Origin of the sequence: Saccharothrix tamanrassetensis (assembly GCF_014203665.1) — a bacterium.
Taxonomy (GTDB): Bacteria; Actinomycetota; Actinomycetes; order Mycobacteriales; family Pseudonocardiaceae; genus Actinosynnema; species Actinosynnema tamanrassetense.
On record NZ_JACHJN010000005.1, the window covers coordinates 143891 to 159252 of the forward strand.

17 protein-coding genes are annotated in these 15362 nt (G+C 71.0%); 6 read left to right on the top strand and 11 right to left on the bottom strand.

The annotated features are described in order from the left end of the window. Positions 1-22: 22 nt before the first annotated feature. From FHS29_RS17130 to FHS29_RS17140, 3 genes are read right to left on the bottom strand one after another with little or no spacing between them, the layout of a single operon-like run. Complete coding sequence (locus FHS29_RS17130) at positions 23-460, bottom strand: response regulator (RefSeq protein WP_184691671.1); 438 nt, start codon at positions 458-460, stop codon at positions 23-25. Beyond that, positions 453-1952, bottom strand: a complete 1500-nt coding sequence (locus tag FHS29_RS17135) for a sensor histidine kinase (protein WP_184691672.1) — start codon at positions 1950-1952, stop codon at positions 453-455. Before FHS29_RS17135 ends, FHS29_RS17130 begins: the two co-directional genes overlap by 8 nt. Continuing rightward, entirely contained in the window at positions 1952-3145 is a 1194-nt protein-coding gene (locus tag FHS29_RS17140; protein WP_184691673.1) for a PP2C family protein-serine/threonine phosphatase, read from the bottom strand. The genes FHS29_RS17135 and FHS29_RS17140 overlap by 1 nt, the downstream gene beginning before the upstream one ends. A gap of 111 nt (positions 3146-3256) precedes the next feature. Between FHS29_RS17140 and FHS29_RS17145 the strand changes: the two genes are divergently transcribed. Continuing rightward, a complete protein-coding gene (locus FHS29_RS17145) occupies positions 3257-3958 on the top strand; it encodes a lysophospholipid acyltransferase family protein (RefSeq protein ID WP_184692306.1) in 702 nt (233 codons plus the stop codon). Between the two features lie 183 nt (positions 3959-4141). Further along, entirely contained in the window at positions 4142-5215 is a 1074-nt protein-coding gene (locus FHS29_RS17150; protein ID WP_184691674.1) for a YeiH family protein, read from the top strand. Here FHS29_RS17150 and FHS29_RS17155 read toward each other — a convergent pair. The 7 genes from FHS29_RS17155 to FHS29_RS17185 all read right to left on the bottom strand — a co-directional run bounded on the left by FHS29_RS17155 (position 5189) and on the right by FHS29_RS17185 (position 11376). Next, positions 5189-5656, bottom strand: coding sequence for a YkvA family protein (locus FHS29_RS17155; RefSeq protein ID WP_184691675.1), 468 nt, complete (start codon positions 5654-5656; stop codon positions 5189-5191). The two genes, FHS29_RS17150 and FHS29_RS17155, sit on opposite strands and share 27 nt — an antisense overlap. A 177-nt stretch (positions 5657-5833) precedes the next feature. Continuing rightward, positions 5834-6031, bottom strand: a complete 198-nt coding sequence (locus FHS29_RS17160; RefSeq protein WP_184691676.1) for a hypothetical protein — start codon at positions 6029-6031, stop codon at positions 5834-5836. A 65-nt stretch (positions 6032-6096) separates the two neighbouring features. Next, the gene (locus tag FHS29_RS17165) at positions 6097-7317 is read right to left on the bottom strand and encodes a glycosyltransferase family 2 protein (RefSeq protein WP_184691677.1); all 1221 of its coding nucleotides are present in this window, start codon (positions 7315-7317) and stop codon (positions 6097-6099) included. 54 nt (positions 7318-7371) lie between these two features. Then, positions 7372-8976, bottom strand: a complete 1605-nt coding sequence (locus FHS29_RS38135) for an NAD(P)/FAD-dependent oxidoreductase (protein WP_184691678.1) — start codon at positions 8974-8976, stop codon at positions 7372-7374. A 49-nt stretch (positions 8977-9025) separates the two neighbouring features. Then, on the bottom strand, positions 9026-9865 hold the full coding sequence (locus FHS29_RS17175) for a ferric reductase-like transmembrane domain-containing protein (protein WP_184691679.1): 840 nt from the start codon (positions 9863-9865) through the stop codon (positions 9026-9028). A gap of 171 nt (positions 9866-10036) precedes the next feature. Continuing rightward, on the bottom strand, positions 10037-10792 hold the full coding sequence (locus tag FHS29_RS17180; protein ID WP_184691680.1) for a DUF4142 domain-containing protein: 756 nt from the start codon (positions 10790-10792) through the stop codon (positions 10037-10039). An 11-nt stretch (positions 10793-10803) separates the two neighbouring features. Next, the gene (locus tag FHS29_RS17185; RefSeq protein WP_184691681.1) at positions 10804-11376 is read right to left on the bottom strand and encodes a hypothetical protein; all 573 of its coding nucleotides are present in this window, start codon (positions 11374-11376) and stop codon (positions 10804-10806) included. A gap of 178 nt (positions 11377-11554) precedes the next feature. Here FHS29_RS17185 and FHS29_RS17190 point away from each other — a divergent pair, with 178 nt between their 5' ends. From FHS29_RS17190 to FHS29_RS17205, 4 genes are all read left to right on the top strand, one after another. After that, a complete protein-coding gene (locus FHS29_RS17190) occupies positions 11555-12118 on the top strand; it encodes a sigma-70 family RNA polymerase sigma factor (RefSeq protein ID WP_184691682.1) in 564 nt (187 codons plus the stop codon). A gap of 4 nt (positions 12119-12122) precedes the next feature. Further along, positions 12123-12857 (top strand): anti-sigma factor family protein, encoded by a 735-nt coding sequence (locus FHS29_RS17195; RefSeq protein ID WP_184691683.1) that lies wholly within the window; start codon positions 12123-12125, stop codon positions 12855-12857. Positions 12858-13060: 203 nt separating this feature from the next. Beyond that, positions 13061-13552: a helix-turn-helix domain-containing protein gene (locus FHS29_RS17200; RefSeq protein ID WP_184691684.1), complete on the top strand. Its 492-nt coding sequence runs from the start codon at positions 13061-13063 to the stop codon at positions 13550-13552. A gap of 20 nt (positions 13553-13572) precedes the next feature. Next, entirely contained in the window at positions 13573-14136 is a 564-nt protein-coding gene (locus tag FHS29_RS17205) for a transposase (RefSeq protein ID WP_312864993.1), read from the top strand. Positions 14137-14621: 485 nt separating this feature from the next. Here the strand turns inward: FHS29_RS17205 and FHS29_RS37705 are convergent, their stop codons facing one another. After that, positions 14622-15092 (bottom strand): DUF742 domain-containing protein, encoded by a 471-nt coding sequence (locus FHS29_RS37705; RefSeq protein ID WP_312864961.1) that lies wholly within the window; start codon positions 15090-15092, stop codon positions 14622-14624. Positions 15093-15362 lie beyond the last annotated feature (270 nt).

Sequence of the window (15362 nt, forward strand, 5' to 3'; positions counted from 1 at the left end):
GTCCCGCGGTGGGCCGGACGGGCTAGCGGGGCAGCTTCACCACGGTCACGAAGAAGTCGTCGATCTGCCGCACGACCTCGATGAACCGGTCGAAGTCCACCGGCTTGGTGACGTAGGCGTTGGCGTGCAGGTTGTAGCTGCGCAGGATGTCCTCCTCCGCCTCCGACGTGGTGAGCACGACCACCGGGATGCTGCGCAGGCTCTGGTCGGCCTTCACCTCCGCCAGCACCTCCCGCCCGTCCATCTTCGGCAGGTTCAGGTCGAGCAGGATCAGCCCCGGCCGCGGCGCGTCGGCGTGCTCGCCCTCGCGCCGCAGGAACTCCAGGGCCTCCACGCCGTCGCGCACCACGTGCAGCTGGTTGCGGATCTTGTGGTGCTCGAACGCCTCCTGGGTCATCAGGGCGTCGCCGGGGTCGTCCTCCACCAGCAGCACGTCGACCACGCTCATCGAGTCATTCATCGGAGTCCTCGGTGTCCTCTACTGCCGGCAGGGTGAACTTGAAGGTGGTGCCGACGTCCTGACCGGTTTCCAACCAGATCGTGCCGCCGTGGTACTCGATGATCTTCCGGCACATCGCCAGGCCGATACCCGTGCCGGGGTAGTCGTCCTTGTGATGCAGCCGCTGGAAGATCACGAAGATCCGCTCAGCGTACTCGGGCTCGATGCCGATGCCGTTGTCGCTGATGGTGAACGTCCAGGATTCACCGGTCCGCTCCACCCCGACCTTCACCAACGGCGGATCCTCGCCGTGGAACTTCAGCGCGTTGCTGATCAGGTTGCCGAACACCCCGCCCAGCAGCGACGCCTCGCCGCGCACCGTGGGCAGCTCGGCCACCTCGACGGTCGCGCCGGTCCGCTCGATCGCCTCGGAGTAGCTGTCCAGCACCTGCTCGACCGTCTCGTCCAGGTCGACCAGCACGTGCTCGCGGGTGAGCCTGCCGACGCGGGAGAACGCCAGCAGGTCGTTGATCAGCACCTGCATCCGCTTGGCGCCGTCCACCGCGAACCGCAGGTACTGCTCGCCCCGGTCGTCGAGCTGGCCCGAGTAGCGGCGCTCCAGCAGCTGGCAGAAGCTCGCCACCTTGCGCAGCGGCTCCTGGAGGTCGTGCGAGGCGACGTAGGCGAACTGCTCCAGCTCCGAGTTCGAGCGGCGCAGCTCCTCCACGTCGTTCAGGATGCGGGCGCGCATGGCGTCCACGTCCTGCGCCAGCATCACCGTCTCGCGCGGCCCGCTGGTCTCCACGGCGTGCACGAAGTCCCCGGACGACACCCGGCGCACCTGCGCGGCCAGCCCGGTCAGCGGGCGGATCAGGATGCGGTGCAGCACCACGGCCACCCCCGCGATGATCACCACCAGCAGCACGCCCAGCCCGATGACCAGGACCAGCACCTGGCCCGCCACCGCGTCCAACCTGGCGCGGGCCGTGCGGGTCTCCTCCTCCAGCGACTGCTGGAGCCGGCCGACCGCCCGGCGGACGTTGTCGAACAGCTCCTTGCCGCGCTCGGCGTCGGCCCGGTCGGCGCGCGGCGCGTTCGCCGCCCGGACCTCGGCGATGACCACCTCGGCGTAGCCCGCCCGCCAGCCGACCGCGAGGCTGCCGATCGCGTCCAGGTCCTCGGCCAGCTCCGGCCGGATCCGTCCGATCGCCGACCGGGCGGCGTCCAGCGCGGTGCGCTCGGTCCGCTGCCCGTCCTGGTAGGGGCCCAGGAAGTCGTCGCTCGCGGTGAGCGCGAAGCCGCGCACCCCGTTCTCCTGGTCGATCAGCGCGGTGTCCAGCTCCAGCACGTGCTGGCGGGCCGGGGCGGCCTGGTTGAGCAGCAGCGAGCGGGCGTCGGTGAGGTTCACCAGCGCCACCGTGACACCCCCGATCGCGCCGGCGCACACGATGAGCAGGATGGCCACGGAGGCGGTCAGCAGCCGGCTCGCCGGCCAGCGGGTCCGGTAGTCCATCAGCCCTGGTCCGAGATGAGCAGCACGGCCATGTCGTCGTCCAGTTCCCCGCCGTTGAGTTCCTTGACCCGGGAGATCAGCTCGTCCAGCAGCCCGGCTGGGTGGCTCGCCCAGTCCGGCCGCGTCCTGGTGATCCGGCCGATCAGCTCGATCAGCCGCTCCGAGCCCAGCCGTTCGGTGTCGCCCGCGACCCGGCCCTCCACCAGCCCGTCGGTGTAGAGCATCAGCGACCAGCCCGCGGGCAGCGGCACGTCCAGCCCGCTCCACGTGCTGTCCGGCAGCACGCCAAGCGGCAGGCCCGCCCGGTCCCGGGGCAGCTCCACCACCCGGTCGCCCACCAGCAGCATCGGCTCGGGGTGGCCGGCCAGGTAGATCCGCGCCCAGCGGCGGTCCGGCGCCACCGTCACCATGCACGCCGTGGTGAACAGGCCCGGCTGGTGGCGTTCGTGCTCCAGGATCTCGTGCAGCGTGCGCAGCACCCGCGACGGCTCCTGGTCGGCCAGCACCAGCGCCCGCCACGCGATGCGCAGGAACACGCCCAGCGCGGCCTCGTCCGGGCCGTGCCCGCACACGTCGCCGACGATCACCTGGAGCGTGCCGTCCGGCGTGCGCACCGCGTCGTAGAAGTCGCCGCCCAGCAGCATCCGGCTGCCGCCCGGCTGGTAGCGGACCTCCAGCCCCAGCCCCTGGCCGTGCAGGATCGGGGACGGCAGCAGGCCGCGTTCCAGGCGGGTCTTCTCGGCGGCGTGCAGCTGCTCGTCGCGCAGCTGCCGCTGGGTCTCCTCCACGTGCTTGCGGCCGACCGCGTACCTGATGCCGCGCACCAGGGTCTGACCGTCCACCTGACCCTTGACCAGGTAGTCCTCCGCGCCGGCGGCCACCGCGCGCTCGCCCTGGCGCTCGTCGGTGAGTCCGGTGAGGACGATGATCGCGGCGGGCGCGGGCTCGGCGAGCAGCCTGGTCAGCCCGTCCAGCCCGGTGGTGTCGGGCAGTCCGAGGTCGAGCAGCACGCAGTCCACTTTCGGCACCAGCGGCACCGCTTCGCGCAGGGTGCGCACCCGGCGCACGTCGATGTCCGCGCCGACTTCGTCGAGCAGCGCTTCGACCAGCACGGCGTCGCCCTCGTCGTCCTCGACGAGCAGCACGGTGATGCGGTCGACCGTCGCCGCACGCGTTGCGCTGATCCCGGTCACGGGGAAGGACCCTAGCCGAACGGAGATCACCGCCGGCCGACGGCGGTTCGGCGGGTCGGGAGAACCCGCCGCGGGTGGTGGGACGAAGATCCCGGGGTGAGCTTCTCCCGGATGGTGGTGCTGACCGCGCGGTTGCCCAGGCGCGGCAGGGGTTTCTGGTACTCGGTGGCGATCGACCTGCTGTGGCCGTTCGTGGTGCTGTTCGTGCGGATGCGGATGGCGGGCCGGTCGAACATCCCACGCGAAGGTGCGGTGCTGCTGGCGTCGAACCACCTGTCGTTCGTGGACCCGGTGACGCTGACCGCGTTCACCCTCGCCTCCGGCCGGGTGCCCCGGTACCTGGCGAAGGCGAGCCTGTGGAAGGCGCCGGTCATCGGATGGGTGATGTCGTCGGGGCGGCACATCCCGGTGGACCGGGGCAGCGCGCGGGCCGGGCGGGCGCTGGACGCCGCGCGGTCGTCGCTGGACGACGGCCAGTGCGTGATCGTCTACCCCGAGGGCACGTTCAGCAGTGACCCGGACGGGTGGCCGATGCGCGGCAAGAACGGCGTGGCGCGGCTGGCGCTGGCGAGCCGGACGCCGGTCGTGCCGGTGGCGCAGTGGGGTACCCGGGAGCTGCTGCGGCCGGGCCGGTTCGTGCCCCGGCCGTGGACGAAGGTGCACGTGGTGGCGGGCGCGCCGGTCGACCTGTCCGACCTGTACGGTCTGGAACCGACCAGACAGGTGCTCGACGTGGCGACCGAACGGATCATGGCCGCCATCACCACGCTGCTGGTCGGCGTCCGGGAGCTTCCACATCCTGGGAGCCGGTGACGCTGTCCGTTGCCGTCGCTAGCGTTGGGTCCTCGTTGCCGTCCCGCATCGTGGAGCGTGAGCGATGAGCGATCAGCCGCCGCGAGGTTTCCGGCTCACCGAGGACTGGTTGGCGGTCGTCGTCGGCCTGCTGCTGTTCGGGTTGGCCCTGGCCGGTGTGATCACGCCGGGGCTGGTGCCCTGATGGCCACCTCGGAGCAGACCCGGAAACCGTTGCTGTACGCGGCTTCGGGCGTGGTGGCGGTGGTCGCGCTGTCCTGGGTGGCGCGGTACCTGTCGACCACCGTCCCGAAGGCCACCAAGGGCACCTGGCTGGAGGGGATCGGGGCGTCGGTCGAGTTCCCGATCTACGCGATCCTGCTGGGGCTGCTGGGCAACGCGGTGCTCAGCGCCACCGGCCTGCGGGACCGGCTGGCCGGCGGGTTCCGCACCGAGTTCTTCATCAAGACGGGTCTGGTGCTGCTCGGCGCGTCGATCAACCTGACCGTCATCGTGTCCGCCGCCGGGCCCGCGATCATCCAGTCGGTGGTCCTGATCAGCGTGGTGTTCGGGTTCTCCTGGTGGCTGGGCGGGAAGCTGGGCCTGGACGACAAGCTGCGCGCGCTGCTGTCGGCGGCGGTGGCGATCTGCGGGGTCAGCGCGGCCATCGCGGCGGCGGGCGCGGTGCAGGCCAAGCGCGAGCAGTTGGCGTACAGCGCCAGCCTGGTGATCGTCTTCGCGCTGCCGTCGATCTTCATCCTGCCGCTGGCCGCGACGGCGCTGGGCCTGGACCCCCGGGTGACCGGCGCCTGGATCGGCGGGAACATCGACACGACGGCGGCGGTGACCGCCGCGGGCACGTTGGCGGGCGAGGAGTCGTTGCAGATCGCCACCATCGTGAAGGTGACGCAGAACGCGCTGCTGGGCGTGGTGGCGGTGGCGTTGACCGCGTACTTCGCGTTCAAGGTGGAGCGGAAGCCGGCCGGCGTGTCGGCCGGTCGGCAGCTGTGGGACCGGTTCCCCAAGTTCGTGCTGGGGTTCCTGGCCACGTCGGTCCTCGCGACGGTCTACCTGGCGAACGTGCCGTCCGGGAAGGCGGCCATCGGGGTGGTCAACGACCTGCGGACGTGGTTCCTGATCCTGGCGTTCGTCAGCATCGGGCTGGAGTTCCGGGCGGGCGCGCTCAAGCAGGCGGGCTGGCGGCCGGTGGGCGTGTTCGCCGCGTCGACCGGGGTGAACGTGCTGGTCGCGCTAGGGCTCGCGGTGCTGCTGTTCTGAGTTCGACCGCCTGGACCGCTCCCAGTTCAGGTACTGGCCGGCGGCGGTGGACAGGCTGGTGAGCAGCCACACCGCCACGCCCGCGTCGTCGGTGATGCCGATCACCGGCAGCAGTTCGGGCAGGACGTCGATCGGCGACACGAGGTAGACGACCGCGAAGCCCCACTGCGCCAGCCGGGACGTGGGCAGCCCGTACGCCTTGCGCTCGCGCAGCAGCCTGGGCAGCGCCTTGGCCCGGTCGAGGACGGAACCGACCGGTTCGGGCTCGCCCCGTTCCACCCGCTTGCGCTTGCGACGGGCGACGCCGAACACGATCGAGCCCGCGGCCAGCACGAGCAGTGCGATGCCGACCGCGACCGGAGGCAGTCCGACCACGTCGGCATCGCGCCACAGCAGGGTCGACACCCCGATCGCGGCGAGCATGATGCCGAAGAAGATCACCGGCTCATGGTATCGACTTTCCGCTGATCAGATACCGCCCGATCAGCTGTCGCCGGGCGAGGCCGACCGGAACCGGCTGCTCCGGCGGTCGACGTGGGTCTGGTCACCCCACCCGGGCAACCGGGTCCGAGGAGCCGTTGCACCCGTGGTCGCGGGCCTGCCCGCCCGACAGGGGGCCTATCGTCGGCACTCGGTCGCCGCCGCGTAGAGCAGCCCGACCGACACGACCGCGCACCCGGCGGCCGTCGCGCCCCGCCACACCACCTCGTCGGACACGGCCAGCACGCCGTTCCACAGCGCGACCGCCAGGAAGACGGCGGCCAACGCCACCAGCGGTCTCGACCACGTCCGACGCCGGGTGTCGTGCGTTCTCATGCCCTGAACAGCGCTCGCCACCGGCCGGTCGTTACTCGGCAGACACGATCGGGCGCATTGTGGCGCTAAGCGGGCACGCTCACCGCCGGCTCGTCGTTGAACCCGGCCCAGTGCCGCACGTCGAACCTGTCCGGCCCGGTCGCGCCGCCCAGCGCGATCCCCCTGCCCCGGACCGCCCGCACGGTCCGCGCCGCCTGGCGGTCGAGCAACTCGTCGATCTCGCCGTCGCCGAGCCCGTCGATCTCCTCCCAGAACGTCAGCACCCGGTTCACGTACAGCGCCACCAGGTGGTCGCGGGCCGGCTCGAACCGACCCCCGGACACCGCCGCCAGCGCGTCGGCCAGGATGTGCGGCCAGTCGTCCGCGGTCACCCGCAGCCCCCACGGCGCGGGCCCGACCTCCCGCGCCGACGGGAACAGCGCCCGCACGTCCCCCCGGTGCGCGTCCAGGTACCTGGCCACCGACGCCGACACCCGGGAGACCACCGCCGGGTCCTGCCGCACCGCGGCCCCGTCCACCGCCGCCCGCGTCCTCGGCGCGTCCGGTCCGGGTGGACGGACCCCGTCGGTGCGCAGCACGACGTGGAACAGCGAGTCCAGCACCTGCTGCGGCAGCCGCAGGATCTTCGGGAACGGCGAGTTGTGCAGCTTCCGCCCCAGCGGCACCTCCACCACCCGCACGTGCTCGCGCAGGGCGTTCGCGGTCAGCCACACGTCGATGCCGTACAGGTAGGCGCTGTCCGGCCGCGGCCAGGTGCGGGCCCGCCGGAGGAAGGCCCGGTTGAACGCGAACTCGCCGCCGATGGGCTGCTGCACGTGCACCCCGTACACCGCCGCCAGCAGCGGGCTCGCCAGGTGGTTGGTGGTGTTGGCCTCGAACCGGTTGCGCCGGTACGCGGGCACGGCCAGCACCGGCTCGTCGCCGTCCACCGCCTCCGCGAGCCGGCCGATCCACTCCGGCTCGGTGGACCGGACGTCCGCGTCCAGCAGCAGCACCCGGTCGGCGTCCAGCGCCGCCGCCCGGTCCATGACCGCGAACACGTTGGTGCCCTTGCCGGTGCCCGGCCCGGCCGAGCCGACCACCACCTTGCGCGACCTCAGCGGCACCTCGGCGAACCGCTGCACGGTCCCGTCGGTGCTGCCGTTCTCGGCCAGCACGACCACGTTCGAGCCCTGCGGGAAGGCGCGGTGCAGGCCGGCGTCGGCGGCCAGGGCCACCGCGCCGACCGTGCGCGCCTCGTCGCGGGCCGGGATGCCGACGACGGTGACCTGACTCCGGTTCGCCATGGGTCCGAGTGCTCGATGTCGCGGGTTACGGGGACGGAGTCGCCAGGTTACAGCTCACCGGGGCCTGGCCCGAGGTCCGGTGCGGACCAGCGACCGGGGGTGCGCCCTGGTGCGGACCACCGGGGCGTGCGGCGGGACCGGCAGCGGCTGCGACTCCTGCTGCTGGCGCGGCAGCTCGTACCGGGTGGGCTCCGGCCGTTCGACCCGGGTCGGGTCCGGCTCGTACCGGTCGGGTTGCCGGTCCGGTCGCGGCGGGGCCTCGAAGTGCGTCCGAGGTGCCTCGAACCGGTGCGGTGCGGGCTCGGGGGGAGCCGCGGACCGGTGCGGTGCCGGTCCCGGGGAAGCCGGCCCGGCCGGGGCAGCCTCGAACCTGGTCGGGGGAGCCTCGTAGGGCGCCGGCTGCGGCGTCCGCTTCGGCTCGGCGAGCTGGTCGGGCGGTGCGAGGTGCTGCGGTCGGCGCTGCGGGCCGGACGCGGTGACCCGGTTCTGCCGCCACAGCTCGGTCGACAGCTTGATCATCGCGGTCGGCGCGTCCAGCCCGACCATGCCGACCAGCCGGCCGTCGTCGACGAAACCGGTGATCGTGCGGTGGTCCTTCCGCGACCCGGCCAGGGTGGTGGTGTCCTTGCCCAGCGCGGGCAGCCCGGAGCCCTGGATGCGCATCCCGTACTGCTCGGTCCAGAACCGGGGGACCGGGGTGAACGGCCGCGAACTCTCCCTGCCCGCCAACAGGTTCTCCGCGGCCGCCCGCCCCATCTCCACCGCGTTGAGCCAGTGCTCGACCCGCCGCGGTCGCCCTCCGAAGCGGAGGTTGGGCCACTGCGCGACGTCGCCCGCGGCCACGACGTCGGTCCCGCCGACCACGTGGCACGTGGGGTCGCACAGCACCCCGTCCTCCAGCACCAGCCCGGACCCGCGCAGCCAGGCCACCGACGGCGAGGCCCCCACGGCGATCACCACGACCGCCGCGAAGAAGACCTGCCCGTCCGAGAGGTGGATCGCCACCCCGCCCGCCTGCGGCATCCAGTGCCGGATCTTCACACCCATGGCCATCCGCACACCCCGCGCGCGGTGCGCCGCCGTGACGGTGTCCGCGATGTTCTTGCCGACCGCGCTGCCCAGCAGCGTGTTCGACCGGCTGACGATCGCCACGTCCCGCCCCATCGTCTTGACCGAGGCCGCCATCTCGCACCCGATCAGGCCGCCGCCGACCACCACCACCAGGCCCTGGGTGGAGTCGATGGCCCGCTTGATGGCGATCGCGTCGTCCACCGTGCGCAACACGTGGATGCGCTGGTCCTGGCGCGGCGCGCCCTGGAGGTGCCGGGGCTCGACGCCGGTCGCGATGACCAGCCCGTCGTAGGGCAGCTCCTCGCCGCCGGGCAGCCCGACGATCCGCCGGTCCGGCTCCAGGTGGGTGGCCGCGGTGCCCAGCCGCCAGATCGCGTTGAGCTCGCGGCTGATGGTCAGCCGGAGGTCCGCCGCGTGCAGCTCGCCGTTGATGGCCTCCTTGGACAGCGCCGGCCGGTGGTAGGGCAGGTGGCGCTCCGCGCTGACGATGACGATCTCGCCCCGGAAGCCCAGCTCGCGCAGGCGTTCCCCGGCGCGCAGCCCGGCCAGCCCGCCGCCCGCGATGACGACCCGTTCCTCGTTCTTCACCGGACACGCTCCAGCGGCTCGCCGGAACGCGGGTGGTCGGCGGGGGTGCTCATCGGACACGCTCCCGCAGCTCGATGGCGCGCATGGGGCACGCCCGCGCGGCGGCCCGCGCCTTGGCGAACAGCTCGGGCGGCGGTCTGCGCTCGTAGCGCAGGCGTTCGTCGTCGACGAGTTGGAACAGGCCCGGCGCCTCGGCCTGGCAGATGCCGTAGCGGTGGCAGCGCTCGTTGTCCACGCTGACGTCCAGGGCGCTGCCGCCCGCGCCGTCCGGCTCGGGCTCGAATCCCGGTTCCGGCTCCAGCATGCCCAGCCGCACCAGCACGTGCGGCGGTAGGAAGCGGGCCAGGCCGATGGTCACCGTCGGGATCAGGATGGTCAGGCCGGCCAGCCACAGCGTGGCCAGGGTGCCGTTGGCGACCGCGCCGAACCACGAGTGCACCACGGTCGCGCCGACCGCGACGTACGCGAGTTGGTGCAGCCGCAGCCACTTGCGGTAGTAGACCTTCTTGCGCAGGCCCGCGGTGAACGCGATGACCAGCATCAGTTCGAGGCCGACGATGCCCAGCGCGTGCCGGAACAGGCCGCCGTTCACGAGCGGCAGGGTGAGCTGCACGAAGCTGAACGGGCCGAGCCGCAGCAGGGTGAACGCGAACGCGTGCAGGGTGCCGAACGCCAGGGCCAGCGTCGCCAGCACCATGTGGCTGTTGCGCAGGCCCTGTCGGCCGGTGATCTTGTTGGCCCAGCCGGTGGCGATCAGCACGCCCCAGCACAGGGTCGCGCACGTGGACGCGTAGGCCAGGCGCGCCGAGATCTGCGCGACGTGGCGCACACCGGCGTCGTGGTCGCCGCCGGTCGCCTGGGCGATCAGCAGCGGAACCTGGGAGAACACGGTGGGACCTCCGAGATGGCGGGAGAGAACTCGCAGGTGGTGGGAGGGGACGGCCCGCCCGGTGGGGCCGTGCAGGAGTGGTCGCGACCGCACCGGGCGGGTGAGGGGGTGCGCAGTCGCCTCCGTCGTCGGAGTCGCTGCGGTGTCGGGACGTCCGGCCACCACCTCCTTTCACTTGACGTTGGCCTTGGGCCGCAACAGGCGCAGGATTCCGATCGTGACCACCGCGCCTGCCAGGCACATGAGGAGGACGAGCAGGGGACTCGGGCCGGTCGGTCCGACCACCTGCGCGGTGGGCAGCGGGTCGGCGTCCACCGCGCCCCGCACCGGCTGCGCGCCGGCGGCGACGGGTTTGGACAGGCCCTTGTCGTCGACCAGGTTGGTGCTCTCCAACAAGGTCATGTGCTTGAGCACGATCTGGTTGCACACCTGGGCGAACTGCCGGATGGCCTCGTTGCGGGTGTTCGCGCGGACCGTGCCGACGACCGGGAAGATCGAGCCGTGCGCGGCGCGCAGCCGGTTGGCGAACGAGTCGTCGAACGCCGGGCCGGTGCGGGACCGCATCTCCGCCATCCAGGACTGCTGGTCGGCGTTGGCGTCGTCGGGCAGCGCGACGCCCATCTGCCCGGCCAGCCGGACGACCCGTTCGTCCAGGAACATGTGGTCGCTCGCGAGCTGCGCGCCGACGTCCTTCACCCGCTGGCTGGCCGCGCGGGTCTTCGCCTCCTCGCCCATGGGCATCTCCCACAGGCCCGCGAGCCGCACCTTGACCAGCAGTTCCCGGTCCAGCGCGGTGATCGGGCCGAGCGGTGTCTGCTCCACCGGGCCGGCGTCGACCGGGTCGTCGGCCCGGGCGGTGCCCGCGAAGGTGGGGCCGAACAGCACCAGCACGCCGAGCACGAAGGCGGTGAAGCGCTTGGCTGACATGGGGGAGTTCCTCAGTAGCCGTCGCCGGTGGACCCTGGCGCCGCGCCGTCGTCGGCCTGGGCCTTCTTGCCCTCCGGCGTGACGGCGAACCACGTGCCGCCCTTGCCCTGCCCGGTCAGCTCGCCCGCCTTCTTGTCGCCGGTGTACCGGTACAGGGGCCAGCCGGCGAGGGTGACCTGCTTCCTGCCGTCGGCCCGGTCCACCGAACCGACCAGCGTCGGGTCCACACCGGACGTCATGGTGTGCTCGCCGACCAGCACCGGGGGCCAGGTCTTGAGGCACTCGCCGTCGCAAGTGGACTTCGGCGGTTTCGCGGTGTCCTTGTCGTACCGGTACAGCGCGAAACCGCCCGCGTCGGCGACGAACCAGCCGACCTGCCCGGACTCGGTGGCCGACAGCATCTGGTGCGGTTCCTTGCCGATTTCCGGCTGCTGCTGGAGAGTCGTCGTGCCGGAGTCGACGCCACCAGCGCCGTTCTGGCCGCCCGCGGCACCGCCGCCGGTCGCGCCACAGGCGCCGACCAGCGACAACGCCGCAGCGGCAGACACGAGCAGCAACGCCTTTCGGGAACGTCGACCGCGCATCATTGGTCCTTTCTCCTGCTGGCGGGATCCGCCGAAGGGAGTAGCGACCGGGGGATCCCGGTCCGGCCATCGGGGCGGATACCGGGAAGTACGGACACGATGCGGTGACGGTTCACCAACAAATCGGGGACTTTTTCTGCCGCGAAACTCTCGACTTGGCACCCGTTCGCGCGCTTGGATGCACGGCGTGGCGCGGCACAGACGCAGCACTCAACCCCGAAGAGATCACGCTTGGCCGGAACTCAGCCTGGAAGACGAGCTGATCCGCAGGCTCTACCAGGAGTTCGGCAGTGCGCTGCTCGGGCATGCCATGCGATTGACGGGCAGTGACCGGCAGTGGGCAGAGGACATCGTGCAGGAGACGCTGGTGCGGGCGTGGCGCAACGCCGAGAAGCTGGAACGGGATCCCGTCCTGCTCCGCTCCTGGCTGTTCACCGTCGCCCGGCGACTGGTCATCGACGACCGTCGGAAGCGCAGCGTCCGACCGCAGGAGTCGGAGTTGACACCGTCCGACGAGGCCCCCTCGCGGGACGAAGCCGACCGCACCCTCGCGGCGATAGTCGTGGCGGAGGCGATGAACGGACTGACGGAGGAGCACCGGGAGGCTATTCTCGAGACGTACCTGAGAGATCGAACCGTCGGGGAAGCGGCAGCGGTGCTCGGTGTACCGCCGGGCACGGTCAAGTCCAGGGTTTACTACGCTCTTCGCGCCCTGCGGCGGGCACTGCAGGATCGGGGCTGACAGGGTGAACGCGCGGCCGGACCACGTCGACGTGGCGGCGTACGTCCTCGGGATCCTGGACGAGGACGAGGTGGACGCCTTCGAGAACCACCTGGCCCAATGCCGGCGCTGCGCGCTGGACCTCCGCGACTTCGCCGTACTGCCGGACCTGCTGGACGAGGCCGACGCGAACGGCATGCTGCGCGCCAACGCAGGCGAGCGACCCGACGGCCGCTCGGTGCGCGCCATGCTCGATTCCGTTTCACAGGACCGATCCCGACGACGACGCAACACGGTGCTCCTGGCCGCCGCCGCGGCCGTGCTGCTCGTCGTGCTGACCGCGATCGTCTCGGTCGGCTTGTCGTCCTCGCCGGACGACGACGTGGCGACAGCGACTTCCTCGACGGTGCCGGGGCCGACGGCCGTGGCGAAGAACGCCCCCGACGTCTCCGGCACCGTCACCCGCACCGACTCCGCAACCGGTGTGTGGGCGAGGATCAACGCAACCCCCGAACCGTGGGGCACTTCGGTGGCCCTGGAAGTCAAGGGCGCCAAAGGTCCCACGCGCTGCGAACTGGTGGCACGCTCCCAATCCGGCGAGACCGTCGTCGTCGCCTCGTGGCTGGTGGGATCGTCCACTCCGGACAAGGATCCGGTACAACTCAACTCGTCCGTCGGCATGAGATGGCACGAGATCGCCGAGTTCTCGGTCCGAGACACCAAGGAAGGCAACACCTTGGTCCGCCTACCAACCACCTAGCGACCATCCCCGTCCACTACGGACCCACACTCCCTACCCCCGCACGCCTTCACCACTCGCGCGCCGCGCCGCACGATCCGCCGTGCGCGCGCCGCACAGACCCGTCGCCTCGTGTTCTCCCCGTACTGAGGTTGAACTGTTGGGTTTGGTGGTGGGTGGGGCGGGGTTGACGGTGGCCGGTGGGGCGGGTAGGTCCGGTGGTCATGAGGTATGCCGATGGTGGTGGTCTGAGTCCGGCGGAGCGTGTCCGGCGTGAGGAGGTCCGGATGCTGGCGGCGGACTGGTTGGAGCAGGGCCGCAGGCCGCCGGGGATCGCCCGGGAGCTGCGGGTGTCGGAGGTCTCGGTCTACCGGTGGCGGCGGATCCTGCGTACCGAGGGCCGGCGGGGCCTGGTGTCGAGGGGGCCCAGCGGCCCGGATTGCCTGTTGTCGCAGGGCGAGGTGGATCGGTTGGGGCGGGCGTTGGACGCCGGCCCGGAGACGTGGGGCTGGGACGAGGACAGGCGCTGGACCCTGGCGCGGGTGGCGGAGCTGATCCGCCGGTTGTCCGGGCACGAGTACACGTTGCGCGGGGTGTCGAAGCTGTTGCACCGCATGGGTTACAGTCCGCAGGTCCCCGCCCGCCGGGCCGACCGCCGCGACGAGCGGGCGATCGCCGACTGGAGGCAGGAGAGCTGGACCCGGGTAAAAGGGTAGCCGCGGATCTGGGGGCGTGGATCTGTTTCGAGGACGAGACCGGCTACCACACCCGCCCGCACAAGGCCCGCACCTGGGCCCGGCGCGGCCACACCCCCGTGATCCGCTCCTGGTCGGGTACTCCCGGCCGGGTCTCCCTCGCCGGACTGCTCTGCACCCGGCCCGGTGAACGCACCCGCCTGTTCCTGCGGATGCTGGTGCACCACCGGCACCGCCGCCCGCCGGTGCCGCGCAGCCTGTCCGAACCGGACTACATCGCCCTGCTCGACACCGCCCACCGCAGACTCGGCGCACCGATCGTGCTGGTCTGGGACAACCTCGGCGGCCACACCAGCGCCCGCATGCGCGCCCTGGTCGACCAACGCGACTGGCTGCACGTGGTCCAACTCCCCGCCTACGCCCCCGACCTCAACCCCGTCGAAGCGGCCTGGTCCCACCTCAAACGCGGCCTGTCCAACCTCGCCCCGCTCTCGCTGACCGACATGCTGCCCGTCCTACGCCGACGATTACACCGACTCCAACGCCGACCCGACCTCCTGGACAGCTTCCTCGCCCACACCGGACTCACACCCGACACCACCTAAACCCAACAATTCAACCTCAGTATGGCCTGCCCGCAGGGCAACCGCGCTTGTCCGGGTAGTGCAAGCACGCTTCACCGCTTGCACTACCCGGACAAGGGTGGTGGTCTTTGACAGGCCATGCGGGGAGAACACGACCGCCCTTTCTTTGCTTTTCCTCCCCGGAGGTCTGCCAAGCGGCGAGCGTCGCTTTTGGTTTTACTTGGATTTGTGCGGATCATTCGTAGCAAGAGCCTTAAAAAGAGTCCTCGCCGGACGGGCAGACCACCAAGGATGAGGGCAAAGCTCTTCGAGCTTTGCGGGCGTGGTGCTGTGTGTCACCCCCGTACGGCCTGGTCAAAAGACAACCATGCTTCTTTTGGGGGTGCAAGCGGTAAAGCGTGCTTGCACCCCCAAAAGAAGCATGGTCCGCTGCGCGCAGGCCGTACGGGGATGACACACAGCAAGGCAGGGGTGTGCGCTGCGCGCGACTGAAGAAAGGAAAGGCGTCAGATGCGGCGCAGGCCGGTGAGGACGCGTTCCATCAGTTCCATCGTGGGGCGGCCGTCCCCGCTTGTGCCGGCTTGGGCGTGCACGTTGATCAGTGCCATGTCCGACATGTCGGCGAGTAATACGCGTACCACCCCCAGCGGTAGTCGCAGCCTGGCCGCCACTTCCGCCACGGAATGGGGGTGTCGGCAAAGATCGCTGATGATCCGGTGTTCGGCGGTCGAGGTCAGCGCGTCGCGTTCTGCCCGTTCGTTCGTCGTCACGATCGTCTCGATGGCGAGCGTCGTGGTCGAGCGAGTCCGCCCGCCGGTCATGGTGTAGGGGCGCACCCGGAAGGTTGACACCACCAGCTCCTCAAGCGGTCGGATGATCTTCGCGGCCGAGTGGTCATGGTCGCTGACGACGCCAGACCCTACGGTCGGCAGGGCCTCCTGTCTCGGGTTTCCCGGAATTCGGGAAAGATCGTCCACTGCTCGCCACGGTACGTGGTCTGTTGCTTCCGGTGGGTGTCTGAACCGCACGCTAACGGTCGGATGATCCGCCTGGTAACGCTCCCGGATTGGTTCCCGGGCCATTCCGGAACTTCTGTCCCTCCCATTCCCGGAAGCCTCCGATGGTGTTCGGTAGCGATTCACCTACTCCCGTCGCGTTTGGTGGAAAGCCCTCACCTGCGTCGACGCCTTTCGGATTCGCCGACACCGGGGAATTCCCCTGAGGAGGAATCAGGGTGGATACCGGAC